The sequence below is a fragment of the Pseudomonas sp. X10 genome, from assembly GCF_054889225.1.
On record NZ_CM142677.1, the window covers coordinates 4,739,270 to 4,761,672 of the forward strand.

Sequence of the window (22,403 nt, forward strand, 5' to 3'; positions counted from 1 at the left end):
GGCTCCTTGGCATCGAAGAGGCACTCTAGCATGGGGTGGAGACGGATTTGGACAAGCCTGCAGAGGCCGATCCAAGAGCATGCGATCGGACAGATGGCTCAATCGAATTGCGCGTGCATCCAAGCCTGGTATTCGGCCACCCCGTCCTCGCCTTCGCGCGGTGCCCAAGGGGCCATCTCGCCCTCGCCAACCGGACGGTAAGGACCCGCCTTGCATTCGAACAAGATGCTGTCAGCCTCCAGCACCACAAGGCCATGGTAGGTACCCGGAGCAAGGTCCACGCCCAGGCATTCGCCGCCAGCCTCGAGCCGGCGCTTGTCGATCACCTCGCCCTGGTCGTCGAAGATCAGCAGGCCCAAAGCGCCCTTGAGCACGATCAGGCATTCGGCCTTATCATCGCTGAGGTGGCGATGCGGCGGAATGTAAGTGCCGGGCTGCAGCCCGACCGCCATGCGATGGCAAGGCTCTGCCATCTCATGGAAACTGTGGTGCTGGCGCCCACGCGGATTGGCAGAGGCTTTTTCCGCCAGCCCGGCAAACAACGACTGGTCGATGAAGGCCGGTCGGCGCATGGCTCACAGCCCCTTGACGGCGAAGATACCGTTGGCGTTGCGCCAGTAGCCCTTGTAGTCCATGCCATAGCCAAAGATGTAGCGGTCGACGCACGGCAGGCCCACATAGTCGGCCTTGAGCTCCGGACTGGCCTTGCGGTCGTGGTCCTTGTCGATCAGCACGGCAGTGTGCACGGCACGGGCGCCGGCGTGCTTGCAGAAGTCGATGATGGCGCTGAGGGTGTGGCCCTCGTCGAGGATGTCATCGACGATCAGCACCTCGCGGTCGATGAACGAGATCTCTGGCTTGGCCTTCCAGAACAGCTCGCCGCCACTGGTCTGGTTGCGATAACGCGAGGCGTGCAGGTACGACAGCTCCAAAGGGAACTGCAGGTGGGTCAACAGTTTGCCGGCGAAGATCAGGCCGCCGTTCATCACGCAGAAGACCACTGGGTTCTTGTCGGCCATGCGCTGGCAGATCTGCTCGCCGACCTGGGCAATGGCCGCTTCGACCTCAGCTTCGGTGTACAGGCAGTCAGCCTCGCTCATGACTTGACGGATGTGCTCGAGATCGGCGGACATGGCGCTCTCCAGGGGCTGCGAATGAGAAAAGCGGGCAAAGGTACGCATCCGCCGGTCCCAGATCAAGCATTTATGGACTAACGTCCAGAATGACTAGACGACATGCGGGACTGAATAGATTAATCTAGCGCGGTTTTTTTGCCCGCCTCCCGGAGCCCTCCCCTATGCCTACTCGTGAGATCCGCCACCCGCTGATCCGCCACAAGCTCGGCCTGATGCGCCGTGCCGATATCAGCACCAAGAACTTTCGCGAACTTGCCCAGGAAGTCGGCGCCCTCCTGACCTATGAGGCGACCAAGGACCTCCCCCTGGAAACCTACGAAATCGATGGCTGGTGCGGCAAAGTGCAAGCCGAGAAGATCGCCGGCAAGAAGATCACCGTAGTGCCGATCCTGCGTGCCGGCATCGGCATGCTCGATGGCGTGCTCAGCCTGATCCCGGGCGCCAAGGTCAGCGCCGTCGGCGTGGCGCGCAACGAGGAAACCCTCGAGGCGCACACCTACCTGGAAAAACTCGCGCCGGAAATCGACCAGCGCCTGGCGCTGATCATCGACCCGATGCTGGCTACCGGCGGCTCCATGGTCGCCACCATCGACCTGCTGAAGAAAGCCGGCTGCCGTGACATCCGCGCCATGGTCCTGGTTGCCGCCCCCGAAGGCATCGCCATGGTCGAGAAGGCCCATCCCGACGTACAGATCTACACCGCATCGATCGACCAGCGCCTGAACGAAGATGGGTACATCATTCCCGGTCTGGGCGATGCCGGCGACAAGATCTTCGGCACCAAGCAAAAGGACGCCTGACCATGCAGGACGGCTTCAACGACCCGCTCTGGCGCCAGGTCGTCTCGGGCGCGCAGATGCTCTTCGTGGCGTTCGGCGCGCTGGTGCTGATGCCCCTGATCACCGGCCTGGACCCTAACGTCGCGCTATTCACCGCCGGTCTCGGGACCTTGCTGTTTCAAGTGGTGACTGGCCGCCAGGTCCCGGTTTTCCTGGCTTCCAGCTTCGCGTTCATCACGCCGATCATCCTCGCCAAAGGGCAGTTCGGCCTGGCCGAGACCATGGGCGGCGTGATGGCAGCCGGCTTCGTCTACACCTTCATGGGCCTTGCGGTGAAGATCAAGGGCACCGGCTTCATCGACCGCATGCTACCACCGGTGGTCATCGGCCCGGTGATCATCTCCATCGGCCTGGCCATGGCACCGATCGCCGCCAACATGGCTATGGGCAAGGCGGGCGACGGCAGCGAGCTGCTGCCCTACAGCACCGCCATGATGATTTCCATGCCTGCGCTGCTGACCACCTTGATCGTCGCCGTGTTCGGCAAGGGCATCTTCCGCCTGGTGCCGATCATCGCCGGCGTGCTGGTGGGTTTCGCCCTCTCGTTCGCCTTCGGCGTGGTCGACACCGCCAAGATCGCCGCCGCCCCCTGGCTCGAACTGCCGAACTTCACCGCCCCGGCGTTCAACTGGCAAGCCATCCTGTTCATCGTTCCAGTCGCGCTGGCGCCGGCGATCGAACACATCGGTGGCGTCATTGCCGTGGGCAGCGTGACCGGGCGCGATTACCTGAAAAAACCCGGCCTTCACCGCACTCTGCTCGGTGACGGTCTGGCCACCACCACCGCGGGCCTGTTCGGCGGCCCGCCCAACACCACCTATGCCGAAGTGACCGGCGCGGTGATGCTGACCAAGAACTACAACCCGAAGATCATGACCTGGGCGGCAGTCTTCGCCATCGTCCTGGCCTTCATCGGCAAGTTCGGCGCGCTGTTGCAAAGCATCCCGGTTCCGGTGATGGGTGGCATTCTCTGTCTGCTGTTCGGCTCGATCGCGGCGGTGGGCATGAACACCATGATCCGCCACAAGATCGACCTCTCCGAAGCACGCAACCTGGTAATCGTTTCGGTCACCCTGGTGTTCGGCATCGGCGGCGTACTGATCGGCAGCGGCGACGGCCCAGATGACTGGGGCCTGAAGGGCATCGCCCTGTGTGCCGTGGTCGCCATTGCCCTGAACCTGCTGTTGCCGGGCAATGACGGTTGGAAGAAGAAAGAAGCCGCTTGAGCGGCTTCAAGCTGCAAGTAAAAGCCTGGCATACCCTACTTCTACTTGCAGCTTGACGCTAAGCGTTAGAGCAAAGCGTATTGAGGGCCTGCACCCACTGCGGGTGATCATTCAGGCACGGTACCAGCACCAGCTCCTCTCCCCCTGCCTCGATAAACTGCTCGCGGCCGCGCATGCCAATCTCTTCCAGGGTTTCGATGCAGTCGGCGACGAAGGCCGGGCACATCACCAAGAGCTTCTTCACGCCAGCCTTGCCCAGTTCATCCAGGCGCGTCTCGGTGTAGGGCTCGATCCACTTGGCCCGGCCGAGGCGCGACTGGAACGACACCGACCACTTGCCATCCGGGATACCCATCCGCTGCGCAAAAGCCTTGGCCGTAGCCAGACACTGACCGCGATAGCAGACCGCGCGCATCTCAGCATTGGCGTCCTTGCAACAGTCCGGGTCCTGGAAGCGGTGCTGACCCGTGGGGTCGAGCTTCTTCAAGTGGCGCTCGGGCAGGCCATGGAAGCTCAGCAGCAGGTGGTCATGCTCCTGCTCAAGATACGGCTTGGCGCTGGCGACCAGGGCATCGATGTACTTAGGGTCGTCATAGAACGGCTGCAGCACGCTCATCTGCAACGGTAGCCGACGCTCGCTGATTGTCTGCTTCGCCAGCTCCACCACCGTGGTCACCGTACTGTCGGCGAACTGTGGATAAAGCGGTGCCAGAGTCACCTTGCGTACACCCTCGGCGGCCAGGCGCTCCAGCACCGAAGGCAAGGCTGGCTCGCCGTAACGCATAGCGATTTCCACAGGGCCATGGGGCCAATGTTCGGCCATCGCCGCCTGCAGTCGCCGGGTCAGCACTACCAGCGGCGACCCCTCGTCCCACCAGATCGAGGCATAGGCATGGGCCGACTGCTCGGGGCGCTTGATCAGGATCAACGATACCAGCAGGCGGCGCAGCGGCCAGGGCAAGTCGACCACATAGGGGTCCATCAGGAACTGATTGAGATAGCGGCGGACATCGGCCACCGAGGTGGAGGCCGGTGAGCCCAGGTTGACCAGCAGCAGAGCGTGATCGGTCATGCAGCGTCCTATGTCAGAGGCGCCTGGAGAGGTTGTCCAGGGCCGATTGCAGATCGTTGAAGCGGAAGGTGAAACCCGCGGCCAGCAAACGCACCGGACGGGCCCGTTGGCCGCCGAGCAACAAGATCGACAGCTCGCCAAGCCCGGCCCGCAGCAGCAACGCCGGTAGCGGCAACAACGCTGGCCGGTGCAAAGCCCGCCCCAGACGCCTGGCGAACTCGCGGTTGCGCACAGGCTCCGGCGCGCAGGCATTATAAGGACCGCTGGCATCCTTGTGCTGCAAGAGAAAATCAATCAGGGCGATCTGGTCATCGATATGAACCCAGGGCATCCACTGGCGTCCATCGCCCAGAGGCCCGCCCAGCCCCAGTTTGAAGGGCACACGCAGGCGCGACAAAAAGCCGCCATCACCGGCCAGCACCAACCCCGTGCGCACCAGCACCACCCTGATGCCGAGCGACTGCGCGCGCTGCGCGGTCTCCTCCCAGGCAATGCACAGCTGACTGGCGAAATCCTCCTTGACCGGGGGCGAGGCCTCGGTCAGCTCACGCTCGCCTCCGTCACCATACCAGCCCACGGCCGAGCCGGAGATGAGCACTTCGGGGCGCTGCTCGCGGCTTTCCAGCCAGGCCAGCAAGCGTTCGGTCAGGGTAATCCGGCTGGCCCAGAGCAAGGTCCGCCGCGCGGCGGTCCAGGGCCGGTCGGCGATCGGTGCGCCGGCCAGGTTGATCACGGCATCCACAGGATCATCTGCCGCCAACTCTTCCAGCCTGGCGATGCCTCGCACACCGCTTCCACACCGCTTGGGCACCTGCTCGGGACTTCGACTCCACACCGTCAGACGGTGCCCTTGGTCGCGCCAGAACTGGCAAAGATGTTGGCCGATCAAACCCGTACCGCCGGTCAGCAATATATGCATGGCTGTGTCCTCTCTGCGGGCGCCAGTGGTCTATTTTTAAGATCAAGGCACTTTTTTGACCGAACGCTCTCGGATAAACATAGGCCAACCTGTCTTATCGAGCGGAATAACCTTATACAACTTTTATGCATTGTACAGGTTTGCCAGGCAGCGTAGGCTGCTCACAGCAAGGTTCGAAGAGGCCATCATGACAGTACCTATCGCCATCATCGGAGCCGGTATCGCCGGCCTTTCTGCCGCCCAGGCCTTGCAAAAGGCCGGGCAGACCGTCCACCTGTTCGACAAGGGCCACGGCAGTGGCGGACGCATGGCCAGCAAGCGCAGCGACGCTGGCGCTCTGGACCTTGGCGCCCAGTATTTCACTGCTCGCGACCGGCGTTTCGTTGACCAGGTCCAGCAATGGGTCAGCGCCGGCTGGGCCGCGCAGTGGAAGCCCCAGCTGTACAACTACCGCAACGGTGAACTGACGCCTTCGCCCGACGAACAGGTGCGCTGGGTCGGCGTGCCACGCATGAGCGCGATTACCCGGGGACTGCTCAAGGATGTCACGGTGAATTTCGGTTGCCGCATCGCTGAAGTCTTCCGTGGCAAACAGTACTGGCATCTGCAAGACACCGAGGGCTGCAGCCACGGCCCGTTCAGCAGTGTGGTGATCGCCGTGCCAGCCCCCCAGGCCACGCCGCTGCTGGCTGCCACGCCCAAGCTGGCCGCTGTCGCCGCTGGCGTGCAAATGGAGCCGACCTGGGCCATTGCGCTGGGCTTCCAAGCTCCGCTGGATACGCCAATGCAAGGCTGCTTCGTACAGGACAATTCACTCGACTGGCTGGCCCGCAACCGCAGCAAACCAGGCCGGGACGAACACCTGGACACCTGGGTGCTACACGCCTCGTCAAGCTGGAGCAGGCAGCACATCGACCTGCCCAAGGAAGCGGTGATCGAACAACTCTGGGGTGAATTTGCCGAATTGGTCGGTTGCGTAGTACCGGCCCCCTCCTTCGCCCTGGCTCATCGCTGGCTTTATGCACGGCCAGTGGGCAACCATGAATGGGGCGCCCTGGCCGATGCCGACCAAGGGCTGTATGCCTGCGGCGACTGGTGCCTGTCCGGCCGTGTCGAGGGTGCCTGGTTGAGTGGGCAGGAAGCTGCCCGCAGGCTGCTGGAACATCTCGAATAACCTCGGCCGCAGGCCTCCGTATAAAAAACGCTTGATGCTCTTGTCACTTCGATGGAGCTTAATTTTGTACATAAAAAATTTCTTGTACAAAAACCTCTAGAGAAGGTGATGATCAGCGCCTTCCTCGTATCGCCATCAGTGCCCGTCTGGTAGGGGACAACATGCTCTACAACGGCCGCAAGGCTGAACCGCAGCCCAATACCGCCAAGGTATCGTGCCTCGGGCACGACTCATACATCACACCTGCAGTGGTTTTCTCCCCCCAGTGACTACCGAAGTCGGCCGCCGCTATCAAAAAAGCACCCACATCACAACAAGTCACGGCAAGATATTTGCTACAAAAAATTACTCATGTCCTACTGTGAATCTCGGTAGCAGTCGCCAGCGCGTAGTGGACGCCTTGAGGGCAGTTTCCACTCAGTAAGATCAGAGGGCAGTATCTTGAGCATGTCGCGCAAATTCTGGGTAACAGGAGCCACCAACGGACTTGGGCTGGCACTCGTTGAACACATTCTCGAGCGGGGCGACAGGGTTGCCGCCAGCGCACGGGCTCCACAGGCCTTTGAGAAGGTTGCAGAAAGGCTCGAAGGCCGTGAGCTGCGATTGCCCGGGCAGTTGCAAAACGCCGAGGGAGCCGCGAAGGCAGCCAGCGAACTTCAACGCCAGTGGGGAGCGCTGGACACCTTGATCATCAATGCCGGTACCTGTGATTACCTACCCGCCGACTTGCAGCCGGCCGACCTGTTCACAGACATCGTCAACAGCAACCTGCGCGCCAGCGAACATTGCTTGACCTGCGCCTTGCCGTTATTGGCAAAAGGGCGGTCCCCCCAGGTCGTGGCCATATTGAGCCGCTATTCAGCATTGCAGTTGCACGAGCCCACCCAGCCCCTCACCGCTAGGAACAGCTTGCCTCATTGGTTCAGAGAACAACGCCAGACCCTGAAGAGCCAAGGCATCGAGCTGAGCATAGTGGCACCGCAATCACTGAAGGCCCCTGTGACGCCAATCCAGGTTCTCCCGCAGCGATGGTCGCCGGACAGCGCCGCCGAGGCGATTCTCCAGCGCCTACCAGAGCATCACCATGAACTGGTGCTTGAAGCATTGGACCTCAACAGCCTTTGGCCATTGCCCCAATGAGGGGCATCACCCAAGGCCTGCTCCTGCTTCATTGATAGTGCGAATGAAACGGTTGCAACCCTTGGGCGAGCGAACGACTCAAAGTGGCATGCGGTAATGCAGGGTATAGCTCTCGACACCGTCATTGGGTGTCTTGAGCCCAGCGTTGGAGTAATGGATAGCGCGTACACCGACTTCATGCCCACCGGCAAAGCGCAGGCCGAAACCGATGCGATCTTCGAACTGGAAAGACGATCCAAGTTTGTTGTTTTCGAGTTCGGTACTGGAGAAGGCAGCGACACCAATACCCGCTTCGATATAGGGTTTGACCGACTCGCCAGCGAACTCATAAACGAACACCGGCGCGAACGAAAGGCTGTGATTGCTCGCCGTCTTGTCCCCATCCCAATAGGTATAGCCCCCATCCCAGTAGCCGGTCAGGCGACCGACACTGGTTGGCCACCAACTTACATCCCAGTTCGACTGCAGTCCAAGGCGGTAGACCATGGTTGAATCTCCGGTCTGCCCTACCGCGAAGGAAACGTCTGCAGCCTGAACAGTCATTGCTTGCCCCAATGTCACAGCGGCAGCAGCCGCCAAGCAAAGCAGTTTCTTCATGAGAAACATCCTTTTCCTAATGCTGTTGTTAGTTGGTCTGCCGCTGTCAGACAGATCAATAGAAATCGGCAGTAGTACGATAGTTCAGCTTGAAGCAGGGCTTTTCACGTCTCTCTTACAACGGAAAGCTTTGCACACCGCCCGATTTATTCCACAGCATTGGCAGAATCTTTCTCAGGTGTTCCGCATTGGCGCTGGTCCAGAACTGCGCATTGCACGCAGGCCCCTCAGACAACAACTGCTGTTCGGCCAGAAGACGTTGCAGTTGCCGCGCCACGGCGGCCCCCGTATCGATGACGGCAACATCAGCCGGGACCAGCTCGGCCAGCAAGGGCCGCAGGAAAGGATAATGGGTGCAGCCCAGGATCAGGGTATCGCAACCCGCGGCCAGCAACGGCTGCACATACCCCTGCAGCAATTGGCGCAGGGCCGGACTGTCGAGGTCACCCGCCTCGATGCATTCGACCAACCCAGGACATGGCTGGGTCACCACCCTTACATCGCTGGCGAAACGGTCGAGCAAGGCTGCGAACCTGGCGCTCTGCAAGGTCCCGGTTGTAGCCAGGACCCCGACCACGCCAGAACGGGTCGCCGCTGCCGCCGGCTTCACCGCTGGCTCCATACCTACCAGCGGCCAGTCCGGATAAAGCTCGCGCAGGTCGGCAACCGCTGCCACGGTAGCAGTGTTACAAGCCAGGACCATGGCCTTGGCGCCTTGGGCACGAAAGAATCCAGCGATCTCCCGACAGCGCTGGCGAATGTAGTCCGGGGTCTTCTCGCCATAGGGGACGTGACCACAGTCCGCCACATAGAGCAGTGATTCATTGGGCAGCAGGCGTTGGATTTCCGCGAGCACCGACAAGCCGCCGACCCCCGAATCCATCACGCCCACCGGCGCCGAACGCTCAGCCATGCCGCGTCCCGCACACCGCACAGGCAGGGTCGCGCTTGACCCGCAGTTCACGCATGCGCGTACCCAATGCGTCGATCAACAACAGGCGGCCCACCAGTGGCTCACCGAAACCGACCAGCAGTTTCAACGCCTCGAGCGCCTGCAAGCTACCGACCAGGCCAACCAGAGGCCCGATCACACCGGCCTCGCTGCAAGTCAGCTCGGCCTCGCTGCCATGACCGTAAAGACAGTGGTAGCAGGGACTATTCGCCTGGCGTGGATCGAACACCGACAACTGCCCCTCGAGGCGGATCGCTGCGCCGCTGACCAATGGCCGGCCAGCGGCCACACAAGCGGCGTTGACCGCTTCGCGAGTGGCGAAATTGTCCGAGCAGTCGAGCACCAGGTCGACCGCCGCTACCGCCGCCGCCAGGGAGTCCTCGTCCAGCGCCTGGCGGTGCGCGACCAACGTGATCTCCGGGTTGATCGCCTGCAGGCGCTGCAGCGCGGAGTCGACCTTGCTCAGGCCGACGCTGGCGCTGTCGTGGATGATCTGGCGTTGCAGGTTGGTCAGGTCGACCGTGTCGAAATCGGCCAAGTGCAACTCGCCGACCCCCGCCGCCGCCAGATAGAGGGCGACCGGCGACCCCAACCCACCCAGACCGACGATCAGCGCCCGGCTTTGCTTGAGGCGCAGTTGGCCGTCGATATCCACCTGAGCCAGGAGGATCTGCCGGCTGTAACGTAGAAGCTCCTGATCGCTCAACATGGCTGGCGCCCCAAACTGATACGTTCATGTCCGGCCAGGTCCCGACGGCTGGCCACCTCGATGAAGCCCTGCTGGGTCAACAACTCGCGTACCGCTGCGGCTTGGTCATAGCCATGTTCGAGCAGCAACCAGCCGTTCGGCAACAGGTGGCCTGGCGCCTGAGCGATGATCACGCGTAGATCATCCAGACCGTCCTTGCCCGCCACCAGGGCGCTGCTGGGCTCGAAGCGCACATCCCCAGCGGCCAGGTGCGGGTCCTCGGCGGCGATGTAAGGCGGGTTGCTGAGAATCAGGTCGAAACGCTGGCCATTCAGGCTGTCGAACCAATGACTGGCACATACCTGAACGTTGTCCAGGTGCAAGCGCAGGCGGTTGCGTTCAGCCAGGGCCACGGCCTCCTCTACCCGGTCCACAGCAGTGACCTGCCAGGCCGGGCGCTCGCTGGCCAGGGCCAGGGCGATGGCGCCGGTGCCGGTGCCCAAGTCAAGTACCCGTGCTGGCGTGGTAGGTACCAGGGCTAGGGCGCTCTCCACCAGCAGCTCGGTATCCGGACGTGGAATCAGGGTGTGCGGCGCCACTTCCAGGTCCAGCGTCCAGAAGCCTTGTTGCCCCAGGATATAGGCCACCGGCTCGCCAGCGCGGCGGCGCGCCAGGTAACCCGCGAACGTCTGCGCCGCCTCGCTGCTGACAATGCGCTCCGGCCAGGTATGCAGGTAGCTGCGTGACTTGCCGATGGCGGCCGCGAGCAGCAACTCGGCATCCAGGCGCTCGGTGGGCGAGTCCGGCAACTGCGCGGCGCGCAGCAGGCTGGCGATGATGGTCATTTACTCACCCAGGGCGGCCAGTTGATCGGCCTGGTACTCGGCCAGCAACGGCTCGATCACGGCACCGACACCACCGGCCAGGACATCGTCGAGGGAATACAAAGTCAGGTTGATACGGTGATCGGTCACCCGGCCCTGTGGATAGTTGTAGGTACGGATGCGCTCGGAACGGTCGCCCGAGCCCACCAGCAACTTGCGCTCACTGGCAATGGCATTCTGCGCGGCGCTGGTCTGCATGTCGTTGAGCTTGGCCGACAGCCAGGACATGGCGCGGGCGCGGTTCTTGTGCTGGGAGCGCTCTTCCTGACACTCCACCACGATGCCGGTGGGCAAGTGGGTGATGCGGATGGCCGAGTCGGTCTTGTTGATGTGCTGACCACCGGCGCCCGAAGCGCGGTAGGTGTCGACACGCAGGTCGGCCGGGTTGATCTCGATCGCCACCTGCTCGTCCGGCTCCGGCAGCACCGCCACGGTGCAGGCCGAGGTGTGGATACGGCCCTGGGACTCGGTCTCCGGCACGCGCTGCACACGGTGCGCGCCGGACTCGAACTTCAGCTTGCCATAGACGCTGTCGCCTTCGACCCGGGCGATGATCTCCTTGTAGCCGCCATGCTCGCCCTCGCTCTCGGAGAGGATCTCCAGCCGCCAGCCACGCTTCTCGGCATAGCGCGAATACATGCGGAACAGGTCGCCAGAGAAGATCGCTGCTTCGTCACCACCGGTGCCAGCGCGAATCTCCAGGAACACGTTGCGGCCATCGTTGGGATCCTTGGGCAACAGCATGCGCTGCAGTTGGGTCTCCAGCACGATCAGCTGTTCCTTGGCCTCGCGGACTTCCTCGACAGCCATCTCGCGCAGGTCCGGATCGTTGTCCTTGAGCAGCGCCTGGGCACCTTCGAGGTCATCCTGCACCTTGCGCCAATCCTTGTAGGCAACGATAACCGGCTCGACTTCGGCATATTCGCGGGAATAGGCGCGGAAGCGGGTCTGGTCGGAAATGACCTCGGCATCACCCAACAGGGCGGTCAGTTCCTCGAAGCGGTCCTGGAGGGTATCCAGTTTATTGAGCAGCGACGCTTTCATTGCGGGGTCTTATCCGTCGAACCCTCGTTGAGGGCAAAGAGTTCCTGAGCCATGGCCAGCGCATCGAGGCGGCCTTCGGCAGAGAGCTTTTTCAGTTGCACGCTGGGGGCGTGCAGGAGCTTGTTGGTCAGGCCACGCGCCAGTTGAGCCAGCACCTCTTCGGGGTTGCCGCCATTGGCCAGCAGGCGCTGGGCCTTGTTCAGTTCTTCATCGCGCAGGCGCTCGCTCTGCTGGCGGTAGGCCTTGAGCACATCCACCGCCGCCAGCTCGCGCAGGCGCACCATGAAGTCCTCTGCCCCCACGGACACCAGTTCTTCAGCCGCCTGGGCCGCGCCCTGACGACTCTTGAGGTTTTCAGCGACCACCTCGTGCAGGTCGTCGACGGTATAGAGGTAGACGTCATCCAGCTCGCCGACTTCAGGCTCGATATCCCGTGGCACGGCGATGTCGACCATGAAGATCGGCTTGTGCCGGCGCTGTTTCAGCGCGCTCTCGACCGCGCCCTTGCCAAGGATTGGCAGTTGGCTGGCGGTGGAACTGATGACGATGTCGCTGCTGGCCAGCTCCTGGGGAATGTCGGACAGCAGCACGGCATGGGCGCCGAACTGCTCGGCCAGGGTGCTGGCCCGCTCCAAGGTACGGTTGGCGACGACGATGCGACGCACGCCCTGCTCATGCAGGTGCCGGGCAACCAGGGTGATCGTTTCGCCGGCGCCGATCAGCAATGCCTGGCTGCGCCCCAGGTCACTGAAGATCTGCCTTGCCAGGCTGACCGCAGCAAAGGCCACCGACACCGGGTTCTCGCCAATGGCGGTGTCGGTGCGCACCTGCTTGGCAGCGCTGAAGGTGGCCTGGAACAGGCGCCCGAGCAAGGGACCGATGGTCCCAGCCTCACGGGCCACGGCATAGGCCGATTTCATCTGGCCGAGGATCTGCGGCTCGCCCAACACCAGCGAGTCGAGCCCCGAGGCCACCCGCATCATGTGCCGTACTGCATCATGGTCTTCATGGATGTAGGCGCTGGCGCGCAACTCATCCAGGCTCAGTTGGTGGTACTCGGCCAGCCAGCGCAAGACGCTGTCGGCTGCCAGGTGGTCCTGCTCGATGTATAGCTCGCTGCGGTTGCAAGTCGAGAGGATCGCCGCCTCGCGGCTGGCGGTCAGTCGACAGAGCTGCTGCAAGGCGTCGACCAGCTGCTCAGGCGTAAACGCCACGCGCTCGCGTACGTCTACCGAGGCAGTCTTATGATTGATACCGAGGGCAAGAAAGGCCATGCAAGGTCGCTGGTTGTGACGAGAAGCCGATAATTGTCCTACTTCGCAGGTTTCAGAACAACCACCGTTCGCTATTGTCTCAATAAACCACGACCATCGCTGGTGGGTTTGCCCCAGCGCTTGTGTCATGATGCTCCGACCGCCGGTTAGTCCTCCTAAGCCTCGCTATATGAATAGACCCTACGCATTGCTGCTTGTCCTTGCCCTGCTCCAGGGCTGCCAGAGCCTGGCTCCACAGAGCCCGGACGCCGAGCCCCCGGTCACCACGGAGCCAGCCGAGCCGGTGGTGTACGGCTCCTTCAGCCAGGACACCCTGTACAGCCTGCTGGTCGCGGAGCTGGCCGGTCAGCGCAATCGCTTCGATCTCGCCTTGGAGAACTACGTCAACCAAGCCGAAAAGACCCAGGATGCCGGCATCTCCGAGCGCGCCTACCGCATAGCCGAGTACCTGGGGGCCGACCAACCGGCCCTGGATACCGCACTGATCTGGGCACGCAATGCCCCGCAGAACCTCGACGCCCAGCGTGCCGCAGCCATTCAGTTGGCCCGCGTCGGACGCTACGACGACTCCATGACCTATATGGAAAAGGTGCTGCAGGGCCAGGGCGACACCCATTTCGACTTCCTTGCCCTATCGGCCGCCGAAACCGACCAGGAAACCCGCGACGGCCTGCAGAAGAGCTTCGACCAACTGTTGGCCAAGTACCCAGACAACAGCCAGCTCGTGTTCGGCAAGGCCCTGCTGCTGCAACAGGATGGCAGCTCCCAGGCTGCCCTCGACCTGCTCGAGGAGCACCCACCGACGCAAGGCGAGATCGCCCCGGTGCTGCTGCGCGCCCGCCTGCTCCAGAACGTGGACCGTGGCTCCGAAGCCTTGCCACTGCTGCGCAAGGCCATCCGCGAGAACCCCGAAGACAAGCGCCTGCGCCTGACCTACGCGCGCATGCTGGTCGAGCAAGACCGTCTGATCGAAGCCAAGGCCGAGTTCGTCGACCTGGTCCAGCGATATCCGGAAGATGACGAGCTGCGTTATTCCCTGGCCTTGGTAAGCCTGGAGAACAAGGACTGGGACGAGGCCGAAAGCTATCTGCAGGAGTTGATCGAGCGCGACAGCAATGTCGACGCCGCGCACCTGAACCTGGGGCGCATCCGCGAAGAGCGCGACGACCCCGAGGGCGCGCTGCGCGAGTACGCGCTGGTCGGCCCGGGCAACGACTACCTGCCGGCGCAACTGCGTCAGGCCGACATCCTCATCGCCAACGGCCGCAGCGCAGAAGCCTCGCGCCTGCTCGCCGAAGCCCGCGAAGCCCAGCCGGACTACGCCATCCAGCTCTACCTGATCGAGGCTGAGACCCTGGGCAACAACGGCAAGGAGGCCCAGGCCAACCAGGTGCTGGAACAGGCCATCAAGCTCTACCCGGATGACCCCAGCCTGCTTTATACCCGCGCCATGCTAGCCGAGAAGCGCGACGATCTGGCGCAGATGGAGAAAGACCTGCGCACCATCATCGCCCGCGAGCCGGACAACTCCATGGCCCTGAACGCCCTCGGCTACACCCTGGCCGACCGCACCAGCCGCTATGCCGAGGCCAAAGCGCTGATCGACAAGGCGCACCAGCTCAACCCGGACGATCCGGCCGTGCTCGACAGCCTGGGCTGGGTCCATTACCGCCTAGGCAACCTCGACGAGGCCGAACGACTGCTGCGCCAGGCCCTGGAGCGCTACCCCGATCATGAAGTCGCTGCCCACCTGGGCGAAGTACTCTGGGCCAACGGCAAGCGCCGCGAAGCCCGGCAAGTCTGGGCCAAGGCCTTCGAAGCCCAGCCTGACAGCCCTATCCTGCGCAAGACGCTCTTGCGCCTGACCGGATCCGAGACCCTGTAGCCCCATGTTCCTGCGCCATTGCATTACCTTTACCCTGATCGCTCTGCTCGCTGGCTGTGCCGGCTTCGGTTCCCGGGAGGCCCTGCAGGGTCACGGCACCCCACAGCAGTGGCGTGAACACAAGCAGCACCTGAGCACCCTGGATGGCTGGCAGATCAACGGCAAAGTCGGCATCCGCGCACCGCGCGACTCCGGCAGCGGCACACTGTTCTGGCTGCAGCGCCAGGACTACTACGACATCCGCCTGGCCGGCCCACTGGGCCGTGGCGCCGCACGCCTGACCGGACGCCCCGGCGGCGTCGTGCTGGAAGTGGCCAACCAGGGCCGCTTCGAAGCAGCCAGCCCCGAGGCCCTGCTCGAGGAGCAACTGGGTTGGCAATTGCCGGTCTCGCACCTGGTCTGGTGGGTCCGCGGCCTACCCGCCCCCGACAGCAAGAGCCAACTGACCCTGGACGGCGACAGCCGCCTGGCCAGCCTCACCCAGGACGGCTGGCAGGTGCAGTACCTGAGCTACACCGAACAGAACGGCTATTGGCTGCCCGAGCGCCTGAAACTGCATGGCCAGAACCTGGATGTCACCCTGGTGGTCAAGGACTGGCAACCACGCCAGTTGGGGCATTGATCATGCACGCGAACACCCTGACCCTGCCCGCCCCAGCCAAGCTCAACCTCTGGCTGCACATCATCGGTCGCCGACCGGACGGTTACCACGAGCTGGAAACGGTCTTCCAATTCCTCGAACACGCCGATGAGCTGACCTTCGCCGTGCGGCACGACGGCGAAATCCGTCTGCACAGCGAAATCGACTCGGTGCCCCACGACAGCAACCTGATCGTCCGCGCCGCGCGCAAGCTGCAGCAACTGGCCGGTTGCACCCTGGGCGTCGATATCTGGTTGAAGAAGATCCTGCCCATGGGCGGCGGCATCGGCGGCGGCAGCTCGGACGCCGCGACCACCCTGCTGGGTCTGAACCACCTGTGGCAGCTAGGCTGGAGCGAAGACCAACTGGCCGAACTGGGCCTGACCCTGGGTGCCGACGTGCCAGTCTTCGTCCGTGGCCATGCCGCTTTCGCCGAGGGTGTCGGAGAAAAGCTCACCCCGGTCAACCCCGACGAACCCTGGTATGTCGTGCTGGTCCCGCAAGTCTCTGTTAGTACAGCAGAAATTTTTTCACATCCGCTGTTGACACGTGATTCCTTGCCCCTTAAGATGCGCCCCGTTCCCAAGGGAAACAGTCGAAATGACTGCCAACCGGTAGTAGAGCAGAGTTATCCGGAAGTACGTAACTCATTGAATTTGCTAGGCAAATTCACCGATGCAAAGCTCACCGGAACTGGAAGTTGTGTGTTTGGGGCCTTCCCAAGCAAAGCTGAAGCTGGTAAAGTTCTGGCCCTTCTTTCAGAGACCCAAACAGGGTTTGTGGCAAAAGGAAGCAACATATCGATGTTGCATCGCAAGCTACAAAGTCTGCTCTAGGAATCGAGTATCAGGTACTCGAAGCAACAGATACAGGGGCGTCGCCAAGCGGTAAGGCAGCAGGTTTTGATCCTGCCATGCGTTGGTTCGAATCCAGCCGCCCCTGCCATTTTCCTTATACTCATCCAGGTATACCCTCAGCCTTCAGGTACTGCGCGTGTCCAAGATGATGGTCTTCACGGGGAATGCCAACCCCGATCTGGCTCGGCGTGTCGTACGTCAGCTGCATATCCCACTGGGTGATGTTTCTGTCGGCAAGTTCTCCGACGGCGAAATCAGCACTGAGATTAATGAAAACGTCCGCGGTAAGGACGTATTTATCATTCAGCCGACCTGCGCGCCAACCAACGATAATCTGATGGAACTGGTCGTGATGGCTGATGCCTTCCGTCGTTCCTCAGCCTCCCGAATCACCGCCGTGATTCCTTACTTCGGATACGCCCGCCAGGACCGCCGTCCGCGTTCGGCACGTGTAGCCATCAGCGCGAAAGTCGTCGCTGACATGCTCACTGTCGTCGGTATCGACCGTGTACTCACTGTCGACCTGCACGCTGACCAGATCCAGGGCTTCTTCGATATCCCCGTCGACAACATCTACGGCTCGCCCGTACTGGTCGACGACATCGAAGACCAGCGTTTCGAGAACCTGATGATCGTCTCCCCAGATATCGGCGGCGTCGTGCGTGCACGTGCGGTTGCCAAGTCCCTGGGTGTCGACTTGGGTATCATCGACAAGCGCCGTGAAAAGGCCAATCACTCCGAAGTGATGCACATCATCGGCGACGTCGAAGGACGCACCTGCATCCTGGTAGACGACATGGTCGACACCGCCGGCACCCTGTGCCACGCGGCCAAGGCCCTGAAGGAACACGGCGCGGCCAAGGTCTATGCCTACTGCACGCACCCTGTCCTGTCGGGTCGGGCGATCGAGAACATCGAGAAATCCGTGCTGGACGAGCTGGTGGTGACCAACACCATCCCGCTGTCCGCTGCTGCACAAGCCTGTGACCGTATCCGCCAGTTGGATATCGCACCGGTCGTCGCTGAAGCGGTACGCCGCATCAGCAACGAAGAATCGATCAGCGCGATGTTCCGCTAAGGGCCCTGCCCTACGCGAAACCTCCGTTGACGAAACGCGCCCCGCCCCAACACCTGTTGTTGGGGCGGGGCTTTTTTGCCAACCCCGCCTGGCGCTGGTCGCAAACGCCATCCGGGAGGCTATTTTGGAGAAACAAAATGACTGACTTCACCCTGAACGCCCAAGCGCGTACTGACCTGGGGAAAGGTGCGAGCCGCCGCCTGCGTCATGCCGCCAGCATCCCAGCCGTTGTCTACGGTGGTAACAAGGACGCCGAGTCCGTGACCATCCTGACCAAGGAAATCACCAAGCTGTTCGAAAACGAAGCTGCCTTCAGCCACGTTATCGAACTGAACGTCGACGGTGCCAAGCAGAACGTCGTGGTCAAGGCCATGCAGCGTCACCCAGCCAAAGGCTTCATCATGCACGCCGACTTCGTCCGCGTCGTTGCTGGCCAGAAGCTGACCGCCAAGGTCCCGGTTCACTTCATCAACGAAGAAGTACCGGCCAAGAAAGGCGGCGAGATCTCCCACACCGAGAACGAGATCGAAGTCTCCTGCGAAGCCAAGGACCTGCCTGAGTTCATCGAAGTAGACCTGGCCAACGCCGAAGTCGGCACCACCATCCACCTGTCGGACCTGAAAGCTCCGAAAGGCGTTGAGTTCGTGGCCCTGGCCCACGGTGATGACAAGGCTATTGCCAACGTCCACGCACCGCGCGTTGCTCCAGAAGCGACTGAAGAAGGCGCTGCCGAGTAATCACTCGCGCGCCGGTGTTGACCGGGTTACAGTGCCGCGCACTGTAACCCACCAACTCCAAGGAAGAGCCCCTGACGTGACCGCCATCCAGTTGATCGTCGGCCTGGGAAATCCCGGCCCCGAATACGAACAGACCCGGCATAACGCAGGGGCTCTTTTCGTTGAACGCCTCGCCAGCGCCCAGCGTGTCACCCTGACCGCTGACCGCAAGTATTTCGGCCTGACGGCTAAATTCAGCCATCAGGGCAACGACGTTCGCCTGCTCATCCCCACCACCTATATGAACCGCAGCGGCCAGTCCGTGGCGGCATTGGCCAACTTCTTCCGGATCAAACCGGAGGCCATCCTGGTGGCGCATGACGAACTCGATCTGCCTCCGGGCGTCGCCAAACTCAAGAAAGGCGGCGGCCATGGCGGGCACAACGGTCTGCGCGACATCATCGCGCAGCTCGGCAACCAGAACGACTTCCATCGCCTGCGGCTCGGCATCGGCCACCCGGGCGACGCCAAGCTGGTCTCCAACTTTGTCCTGGGCCGCGCACCGCGTGCCGAACAGGAAAAGCTCGACGCCAGTATCGATTTTGCCCTCGGCGTGCTGCCAGATGTCCTCGTCGGCGATTTCGCCAAGGCGATGCGCGAACTGCACGGCCAAAAGGCCTGATTTCACCAAGAGGGGAATTCCCATGGGTTTCAATTGCGGCATCGTCGGCCTGCCCAACGTCGGCAAGTCCACCCTGTTCAACGCCCTGACCAAGTCCGGTATCGCGGCGGAGAACTTCCCCTTCTGCACCATCGAGCCGAACAGCGGCATCGTACCGATGCCCGACGCGCGCCTGAACGCCCTGGCCGAGATCGTCAAGCCCGAGCGCGTGCTGCCAACCACCATGGAATTCGTCGACATCGCCGGCCTCGTCGCCGGTGCCTCGAAGGGTGAAGGCCTGGGTAACAAGTTCCTCGCCAACATCCGCGAGACCGATGCCATCGCCCACGTGGTGCGCTGCTTCGAAGACGACAACGTGATCCACGTCTCCAACAGCGTCGACCCCAAGCGCGACATCGAGATCATCGACCTTGAGCTGATCTTCGCCGACCTCGACAGCTGCGAAAAGCAACTGCAGAAGGTCGCACGCAATGCCAAGGGTGGTGACAAGGACGCCCTGGCGCAGAAGGCCATCCTCGAGAAGCTCATCCCCCACTTCACCGAAGGCAAGCCCGCGCGCAGCCTCATGAAGGACATGGGCGAAGAAGAGAAGGCGCTGATCCGTGGCTTCCACCTGCTGACCACCAAGCCGGTGATGTACATTGCCAACGTGGCCGAAGACGGCTTCGAGAACAACCCGCACCTGGACGTGGTCAAGGCCATCGCCGAGGAAGAAGGCGCGGTCGTGGTACCGGTGTGCAACAAGATCGAAGCCGAAATCGCCGAGCTGGACGACGGTGAAGAGAAGGACATGTTCCTCGAGGCCCTGGGCCTGGAAGAGCCTGGCCTGAACCGCGTCATCCGTGCCGGCTATGGCTTGCTCAACCTGCAGACCTACTTCACCGCCGGCGTGAAGGAAGTCCGCGCCTGGACCGTCCGCGTCGGCGCCACCGCGCCACAGGCCGCGGCCGTGATCCACACCGACTTCGAGAAAGGCTTCATCCGCGCCGAAGTGGTCGCCTATGACGACTTCATCCAGTACAAAGGCGAAAGCGGTGCCAAGGAAGCCGGCAAATGGCGCCTGGAAGGCAAGGACTACATCGTCAAGGACGGCGATGTGATGCACTTCCGCTTCAACGTCTAAATAGAAATTTAGATTCTATCGGACGCTACAGGACACCAAACCCCTTAAAGAACGCCACTTTAAGGGGTTTTTCTTTTCCAGCAAGATCTATTAAGACTCTATACGATCCGCGATGTTACCGGGTACGCTACCGGGTACAGCTCTGATGCCACCATCAAAATACCGGGTACAGATAGAGAGATTCAGCCATGCCGCTTACCGACACCGAGTGCCGTACTGCTAAGCCAAAGCAAAAGCCCTACAAACTAACAGACGGAAACGGGCTCTATCTGGAGGTGAAGCCCAACGGAGTTAAGGCGTGGCGCTATCGATTCGAACTGAGCGACGGCAGCGCTAGGAAAGAAAGTGTGTTCGCCATCGGGGAGTATGTGATCGCCCCCAAGGGTGAAACGCCCGAGCAATCCGAGGAGCGCCGAAGAGGACGTCGATTTACCCTTTCAGAAGCCCGTGATGAGCGCATAAAGGCGCGGTCATTGGTTGTACAAGGTATCAACCCTGCGCACCATCGCCAACAAGAGCGGGTGAAACGCGAGCATGAGAGAACGATCACGTTTGAAGCGGTCGCTAAAGAGTGGCTGTCGCTGAAGGAGTGGGAGGAGATCACCAAATCTAGACGACTCAATATGCTCAAACGCGTCGTCTTTCCGAAAATCGGAAATCTGCCGATCAAAGCCATCACCCCCGCCCACATCCTTGAAGTGCTCAAAGGAGCAGCACAGGACAATGGCCCATCTGTAGCTGCCGAAGCCAAACGAACCATGTCCGGCGTATTCGAGCTGGCAATCTCAACGCTACGTACCAACAGTGATCCCGTACACCCAGTCCGAAAAGCACTGCCTGCCAATAAGACACAACACAAACGCCCACTCTCTACAGATGAAATTGGCCAGCTACTGCGAGATGTCGAATCCCACGGCGGACGCCATGAAACCCTCTGCGCTTTCCGACTCATGTGGCTAACTTTGTGCCGGCCAAATGAAGCGGTGGAGGCTCATTGGTCTGAGTTCGACCTAGACAAGGCCCTATGGCGCATCCCTGCCGAGCGAATGAAAAAGCGAAAGGAGCACACTACCCCACTCCCAAGGCAGGCGGTGGAGATGCTGCAGGCTCTTCAAGGTATCACCGGCAAATACGCCCATGTGTTCCCACACCGAGACGAGCGCACTCGCCCGATGGTCTCAGCCTCGTTCCGCCAGATGCTCAACACACTAGGCTGGGGCGGTAAGTACAGTCCACATGCAACGCGGACGACAGGAAGCACCAGACTTAATGAAATGGGTTTCTCCGCAGACTGGATCGAGAGACAGCTCGCACATACTGAACAGAACGCAGTCAGACGCACCTACAACCATGCCGAGTATCTGAATGACCGGACCGAGATGATGCAGCAATGGGCAGACATGCTGGACTCTTGGAAGACAAACAACACCACATCAGTGAACGTAACTGCCCGCTGACAGCGTGGTGGACCGAGTACATCCAAGAAGCAGCTACTGGCAACCTGTCGGTCTCAGCCATCAATGACAACCAGAAGAGAAAAGTCGTCTCAATACGCTAACGCCCCATAACCCAGCGTGTTTCGGACTCGGCGCTACGGTCGCCGCCCCGAACACTGCATATTGTCCCATCCGACCTAGAAGCCGCTTCTGCGGCTGACCTCCGTCCCCACTTTCATTCCCCATAACGCCCGATCAGCTCTGCGCTGACCGGGCGTTTTTGTATCTGTAAGGTGAACAAATGAAAGCACCCTCTATTAACAGCCTCCGGCAACCACCTGGCATACCCCACTGATTGATCAATACCAAGGAGCCCAGTATGCGTCTGCACAAGCTGAAGGCCAATGACTCGCCCCGCACCTACCTGATCGAGTCACCGATCACCGAAACCGACATTCTATTGATGGCCCTGCAGTTGGCGAATCTGCGTATGCGCCGCGGACGTTCGCAGACCTCTCCAAAGACGGTGTCCAGCCACCTGCAGGCGCCGCTGGGCGATTACGAGCATGAGGTTTTTGCCCTTCTCCACCTTGATAGCCGCCCTCAAGGCAGCTCTGAAGCACAACGCCGCTGCATTGATCCAAGTGCACAACCATCCCTCAGGGGGCCCGAAAGCCAGGCGGACCGCAACCTGCTCCACAAGCGAAAGGAGGCACTGTACCTAGTCGGGGTGCGGACGCTGGGCCACATCATCGTAGGTCGCGAAGGCTGCCTATCGTTGGCAGAACAGGGTCACCTGTGAGGAGAAAATGAAGATGACGCTATTACGGGTCTTGGCTGCCGTGTTTATGTTCGTTGGCATTCTCGCTGGCTGCCTGGCGCTCTTGCTGTTGGTGATTTTACTGGTGCGCTTTCCGCCACTACTGATCGCCGCGCTGCTGGCATGCTGGATTCTTTGCCTACTGCTGAAAGTGTTCCGGACATCAGAGGCAACACCGACAAAGCCACCACCTCCTTGCAGTGACCATTCCACGTAAGCAG

24 protein-coding genes and 1 tRNA gene are annotated in these 22,403 nt (G+C 61.5%); 15 read left to right on the plus strand and 10 right to left on the minus strand.

Annotated elements, in window-relative coordinates; translation table 11 throughout:
- Window positions 1–98: 98 nt before the first annotated feature.
- Both ACYU03_RS21655 and ACYU03_RS21660 read right to left on the minus strand, forming a co-directional pair.
- Entirely contained in the window at window positions 99–572 is a 474-nt protein-coding gene (locus ACYU03_RS21655; RefSeq protein ID WP_461886668.1) for a WbuC family cupin fold metalloprotein, read from the minus strand.
- A 3-nt stretch (window positions 573–575) separates the two neighbouring features.
- Window positions 576–1,133 (minus strand): hypoxanthine-guanine phosphoribosyltransferase, encoded by a 558-nt coding sequence (locus ACYU03_RS21660; protein ID WP_461886669.1) that lies wholly within the window; start codon window positions 1,131–1,133, stop codon window positions 576–578.
- A 164-nt stretch (window positions 1,134–1,297) separates the two neighbouring features.
- Between ACYU03_RS21660 and upp the strand changes: the two genes are divergently transcribed.
- Together upp and ACYU03_RS21670 are read left to right on the plus strand one after the other, a co-directional pair.
- Window positions 1,298–1,936, plus strand: a complete 639-nt coding sequence (gene upp / locus ACYU03_RS21665) for a uracil phosphoribosyltransferase (protein WP_461886670.1) — start codon at window positions 1,298–1,300, stop codon at window positions 1,934–1,936.
- A gap of 2 nt (window positions 1,937–1,938) precedes the next feature.
- Window positions 1,939–3,201, plus strand: coding sequence for a uracil-xanthine permease family protein (locus tag ACYU03_RS21670; RefSeq protein WP_461886671.1), 1,263 nt, complete (start codon window positions 1,939–1,941; stop codon window positions 3,199–3,201).
- A 58-nt stretch (window positions 3,202–3,259) separates the two neighbouring features.
- Here ACYU03_RS21670 and hemH read toward each other — a convergent pair whose 3' ends face one another.
- Both hemH and ACYU03_RS21680 read right to left on the minus strand, forming a co-directional pair.
- Entirely contained in the window at window positions 3,260–4,273 is a 1,014-nt protein-coding gene (hemH, locus tag ACYU03_RS21675) for a ferrochelatase (RefSeq protein ID WP_461886672.1), read from the minus strand.
- Window positions 4,274–4,286: 13 nt separating this feature from the next.
- Window positions 4,287–5,192, minus strand: coding sequence for a TIGR01777 family oxidoreductase (locus ACYU03_RS21680; protein WP_461886673.1), 906 nt, complete (start codon window positions 5,190–5,192; stop codon window positions 4,287–4,289).
- Window positions 5,193–5,379: 187 nt separating this feature from the next.
- Here ACYU03_RS21680 and ACYU03_RS21685 point away from each other — a divergent pair, with 187 nt between their 5' ends.
- A complete protein-coding gene (locus tag ACYU03_RS21685; RefSeq protein ID WP_461886674.1) occupies window positions 5,380–6,366 on the plus strand; it encodes an NAD(P)/FAD-dependent oxidoreductase in 987 nt (328 codons plus the stop codon).
- 441 nt (window positions 6,367–6,807) lie between these two features.
- On the plus strand, window positions 6,808–7,506 hold the full coding sequence (locus tag ACYU03_RS21690; RefSeq protein ID WP_461886675.1) for an SDR family NAD(P)-dependent oxidoreductase: 699 nt from the start codon (window positions 6,808–6,810) through the stop codon (window positions 7,504–7,506).
- Window positions 7,507–7,584: 78 nt separating this feature from the next.
- Here the strand turns inward: ACYU03_RS21690 and ACYU03_RS21695 are convergent, their stop codons facing one another.
- The 6 genes from ACYU03_RS21695 to hemA form a co-directional block, all read right to left on the minus strand.
- The gene (locus ACYU03_RS21695; RefSeq protein WP_461886676.1) at window positions 7,585–8,103 is read right to left on the minus strand and encodes an acyloxyacyl hydrolase; all 519 of its coding nucleotides are present in this window, start codon (window positions 8,101–8,103) and stop codon (window positions 7,585–7,587) included.
- Between the two features lie 115 nt (window positions 8,104–8,218).
- Entirely contained in the window at window positions 8,219–9,016 is a 798-nt protein-coding gene (murI, locus tag ACYU03_RS21700) for a glutamate racemase (RefSeq protein ID WP_461886677.1), read from the minus strand.
- Complete coding sequence (locus ACYU03_RS21705; RefSeq protein ID WP_461886678.1) at window positions 9,009–9,764, minus strand: molybdopterin-synthase adenylyltransferase MoeB; 756 nt, start codon at window positions 9,762–9,764, stop codon at window positions 9,009–9,011. The genes murI and ACYU03_RS21705 overlap by 8 nt, the downstream gene beginning before the upstream one ends.
- Window positions 9,758–10,588, minus strand: coding sequence for a peptide chain release factor N(5)-glutamine methyltransferase (prmC, locus tag ACYU03_RS21710; RefSeq protein WP_461886679.1), 831 nt, complete (start codon window positions 10,586–10,588; stop codon window positions 9,758–9,760). Before prmC ends, ACYU03_RS21705 begins: the two co-directional genes overlap by 7 nt.
- A complete protein-coding gene (prfA, locus tag ACYU03_RS21715; RefSeq protein WP_461886680.1) occupies window positions 10,589–11,671 on the minus strand; it encodes a peptide chain release factor 1 in 1,083 nt (360 codons plus the stop codon). It lies immediately after the preceding gene.
- Window positions 11,668–12,945: a glutamyl-tRNA reductase gene (hemA, locus tag ACYU03_RS21720; protein ID WP_461886681.1), complete on the minus strand. Its 1,278-nt coding sequence runs from the start codon at window positions 12,943–12,945 to the stop codon at window positions 11,668–11,670. The genes prfA and hemA overlap by 4 nt, the downstream gene beginning before the upstream one ends.
- Window positions 12,946–13,114: 169 nt before the next feature.
- Here hemA and ACYU03_RS21725 point away from each other — a divergent pair, with 169 nt between their 5' ends.
- From ACYU03_RS21725 to ACYU03_RS21775, 11 genes are all read left to right on the plus strand, one after another.
- Complete coding sequence (locus ACYU03_RS21725; protein WP_461886682.1) at window positions 13,115–14,830, plus strand: tetratricopeptide repeat protein; 1,716 nt, start codon at window positions 13,115–13,117, stop codon at window positions 14,828–14,830.
- 4 nt (window positions 14,831–14,834) lie between these two features.
- Window positions 14,835–15,452 carry a lipoprotein insertase outer membrane protein LolB gene (gene lolB / locus ACYU03_RS21730; protein WP_461886683.1) on the plus strand — a complete coding sequence of 206 codons (618 nt, stop codon included), beginning with the start codon at window positions 14,835–14,837 and terminating at the stop codon, window positions 15,450–15,452.
- A gap of 2 nt (window positions 15,453–15,454) precedes the next feature.
- Window positions 15,455–16,306, plus strand: a complete 852-nt coding sequence (ispE, locus tag ACYU03_RS21735; RefSeq protein ID WP_461886684.1) for a 4-(cytidine 5'-diphospho)-2-C-methyl-D-erythritol kinase — start codon at window positions 15,455–15,457, stop codon at window positions 16,304–16,306.
- A gap of 34 nt (window positions 16,307–16,340) precedes the next feature.
- Window positions 16,341–16,415: transfer RNA gene (locus ACYU03_RS21740), tRNA-Gln, on the plus strand.
- 48 nt (window positions 16,416–16,463) lie between these two features.
- Window positions 16,464–17,405, plus strand: coding sequence for a ribose-phosphate pyrophosphokinase (locus ACYU03_RS21745; protein ID WP_099773531.1), 942 nt, complete (start codon window positions 16,464–16,466; stop codon window positions 17,403–17,405).
- Window positions 17,406–17,542: 137 nt separating this feature from the next.
- Entirely contained in the window at window positions 17,543–18,142 is a 600-nt protein-coding gene (locus ACYU03_RS21750) for a 50S ribosomal protein L25/general stress protein Ctc (RefSeq protein ID WP_461886685.1), read from the plus strand.
- 76 nt (window positions 18,143–18,218) lie between these two features.
- Complete coding sequence (pth, locus tag ACYU03_RS21755) at window positions 18,219–18,803, plus strand: aminoacyl-tRNA hydrolase (protein WP_461886686.1); 585 nt, start codon at window positions 18,219–18,221, stop codon at window positions 18,801–18,803.
- Between the two features lie 22 nt (window positions 18,804–18,825).
- Complete coding sequence (ychF, locus tag ACYU03_RS21760; protein ID WP_461886687.1) at window positions 18,826–19,926, plus strand: redox-regulated ATPase YchF; 1,101 nt, start codon at window positions 18,826–18,828, stop codon at window positions 19,924–19,926.
- Between the two features lie 188 nt (window positions 19,927–20,114).
- Entirely contained in the window at window positions 20,115–21,383 is a 1,269-nt protein-coding gene (locus tag ACYU03_RS21765) for a tyrosine-type recombinase/integrase (protein ID WP_461886688.1), read from the plus strand.
- Between the two features lie 358 nt (window positions 21,384–21,741).
- A complete protein-coding gene (locus tag ACYU03_RS21770) occupies window positions 21,742–22,164 on the plus strand; it encodes a JAB domain-containing protein (RefSeq protein WP_461886689.1) in 423 nt (140 codons plus the stop codon).
- A gap of 13 nt (window positions 22,165–22,177) precedes the next feature.
- On the plus strand, window positions 22,178–22,399 hold the full coding sequence (locus ACYU03_RS21775) for a hypothetical protein (RefSeq protein WP_461891522.1): 222 nt from the start codon (window positions 22,178–22,180) through the stop codon (window positions 22,397–22,399).
- The last annotated feature ends 4 nt before the right edge of the window (window positions 22,400–22,403 follow it).

Excerpts from the sequence above, each read along its gene's own strand:
- ACYU03_RS21695 (WP_461886676.1), bottom strand. The coding sequence starts at position 8,103 with ATGAAGAAACTGCTTTGCTTGGCGGCTGCTGCCGCTGTGACATTGGGG.
- hemH (WP_461886672.1), bottom strand. The coding sequence starts at position 4,273 with ATGACCGATCACGCTCTGCTGCTGGTCAACCTGGGCTCACCGGCCTCC.
- ACYU03_RS21670 (WP_461886671.1), top strand. The coding sequence starts at position 1,939 with ATGCAGGACGGCTTCAACGACCCGCTCTGGCGCCAGGTCGTCTCGGGC.
- ACYU03_RS21705 (WP_461886678.1), bottom strand. The coding sequence starts at position 9,764 with ATGTTGAGCGATCAGGAGCTTCTACGTTACAGCCGGCAGATCCTCCTG.
- ACYU03_RS21725 (WP_461886682.1), top strand. The coding sequence starts at position 13,115 with ATGAATAGACCCTACGCATTGCTGCTTGTCCTTGCCCTGCTCCAGGGC.
- prmC (WP_461886679.1), bottom strand. The coding sequence starts at position 10,588 with ATGACCATCATCGCCAGCCTGCTGCGCGCCGCGCAGTTGCCGGACTCG.
- ACYU03_RS21775 (WP_461891522.1), top strand. The coding sequence starts at position 22,178 with ATGACGCTATTACGGGTCTTGGCTGCCGTGTTTATGTTCGTTGGCATT.
- ychF (WP_461886687.1), top strand. The coding sequence starts at position 18,826 with ATGGGTTTCAATTGCGGCATCGTCGGCCTGCCCAACGTCGGCAAGTCC.
- ispE (WP_461886684.1), top strand. The coding sequence starts at position 15,455 with ATGCACGCGAACACCCTGACCCTGCCCGCCCCAGCCAAGCTCAACCTC.
- ACYU03_RS21660 (WP_461886669.1), bottom strand. The coding sequence starts at position 1,133 with ATGTCCGCCGATCTCGAGCACATCCGTCAAGTCATGAGCGAGGCTGAC.
- ACYU03_RS21655 (WP_461886668.1), bottom strand. The coding sequence starts at position 572 with ATGCGCCGACCGGCCTTCATCGACCAGTCGTTGTTTGCCGGGCTGGCG.
- lolB (WP_461886683.1), top strand. The coding sequence starts at position 14,835 with ATGTTCCTGCGCCATTGCATTACCTTTACCCTGATCGCTCTGCTCGCT.
- ACYU03_RS21770 (WP_461886689.1), top strand. The coding sequence starts at position 21,742 with ATGCGTCTGCACAAGCTGAAGGCCAATGACTCGCCCCGCACCTACCTG.
- murI (WP_461886677.1), bottom strand. The coding sequence starts at position 9,016 with ATGGCTGAGCGTTCGGCGCCGGTGGGCGTGATGGATTCGGGGGTCGGC.
- hemA (WP_461886681.1), bottom strand. The coding sequence starts at position 12,945 with ATGGCCTTTCTTGCCCTCGGTATCAATCATAAGACTGCCTCGGTAGAC.
- ACYU03_RS21685 (WP_461886674.1), top strand. The coding sequence starts at position 5,380 with ATGACAGTACCTATCGCCATCATCGGAGCCGGTATCGCCGGCCTTTCT.
- prfA (WP_461886680.1), bottom strand. The coding sequence starts at position 11,671 with ATGAAAGCGTCGCTGCTCAATAAACTGGATACCCTCCAGGACCGCTTC.
- upp (WP_461886670.1), top strand. The coding sequence starts at position 1,298 with ATGCCTACTCGTGAGATCCGCCACCCGCTGATCCGCCACAAGCTCGGC.
- ACYU03_RS21680 (WP_461886673.1), bottom strand. The coding sequence starts at position 5,192 with ATGCATATATTGCTGACCGGCGGTACGGGTTTGATCGGCCAACATCTT.
- ACYU03_RS21750 (WP_461886685.1), top strand. The coding sequence starts at position 17,543 with ATGACTGACTTCACCCTGAACGCCCAAGCGCGTACTGACCTGGGGAAA.
- ACYU03_RS21765 (WP_461886688.1), top strand. The coding sequence starts at position 20,115 with ATGCCGCTTACCGACACCGAGTGCCGTACTGCTAAGCCAAAGCAAAAG.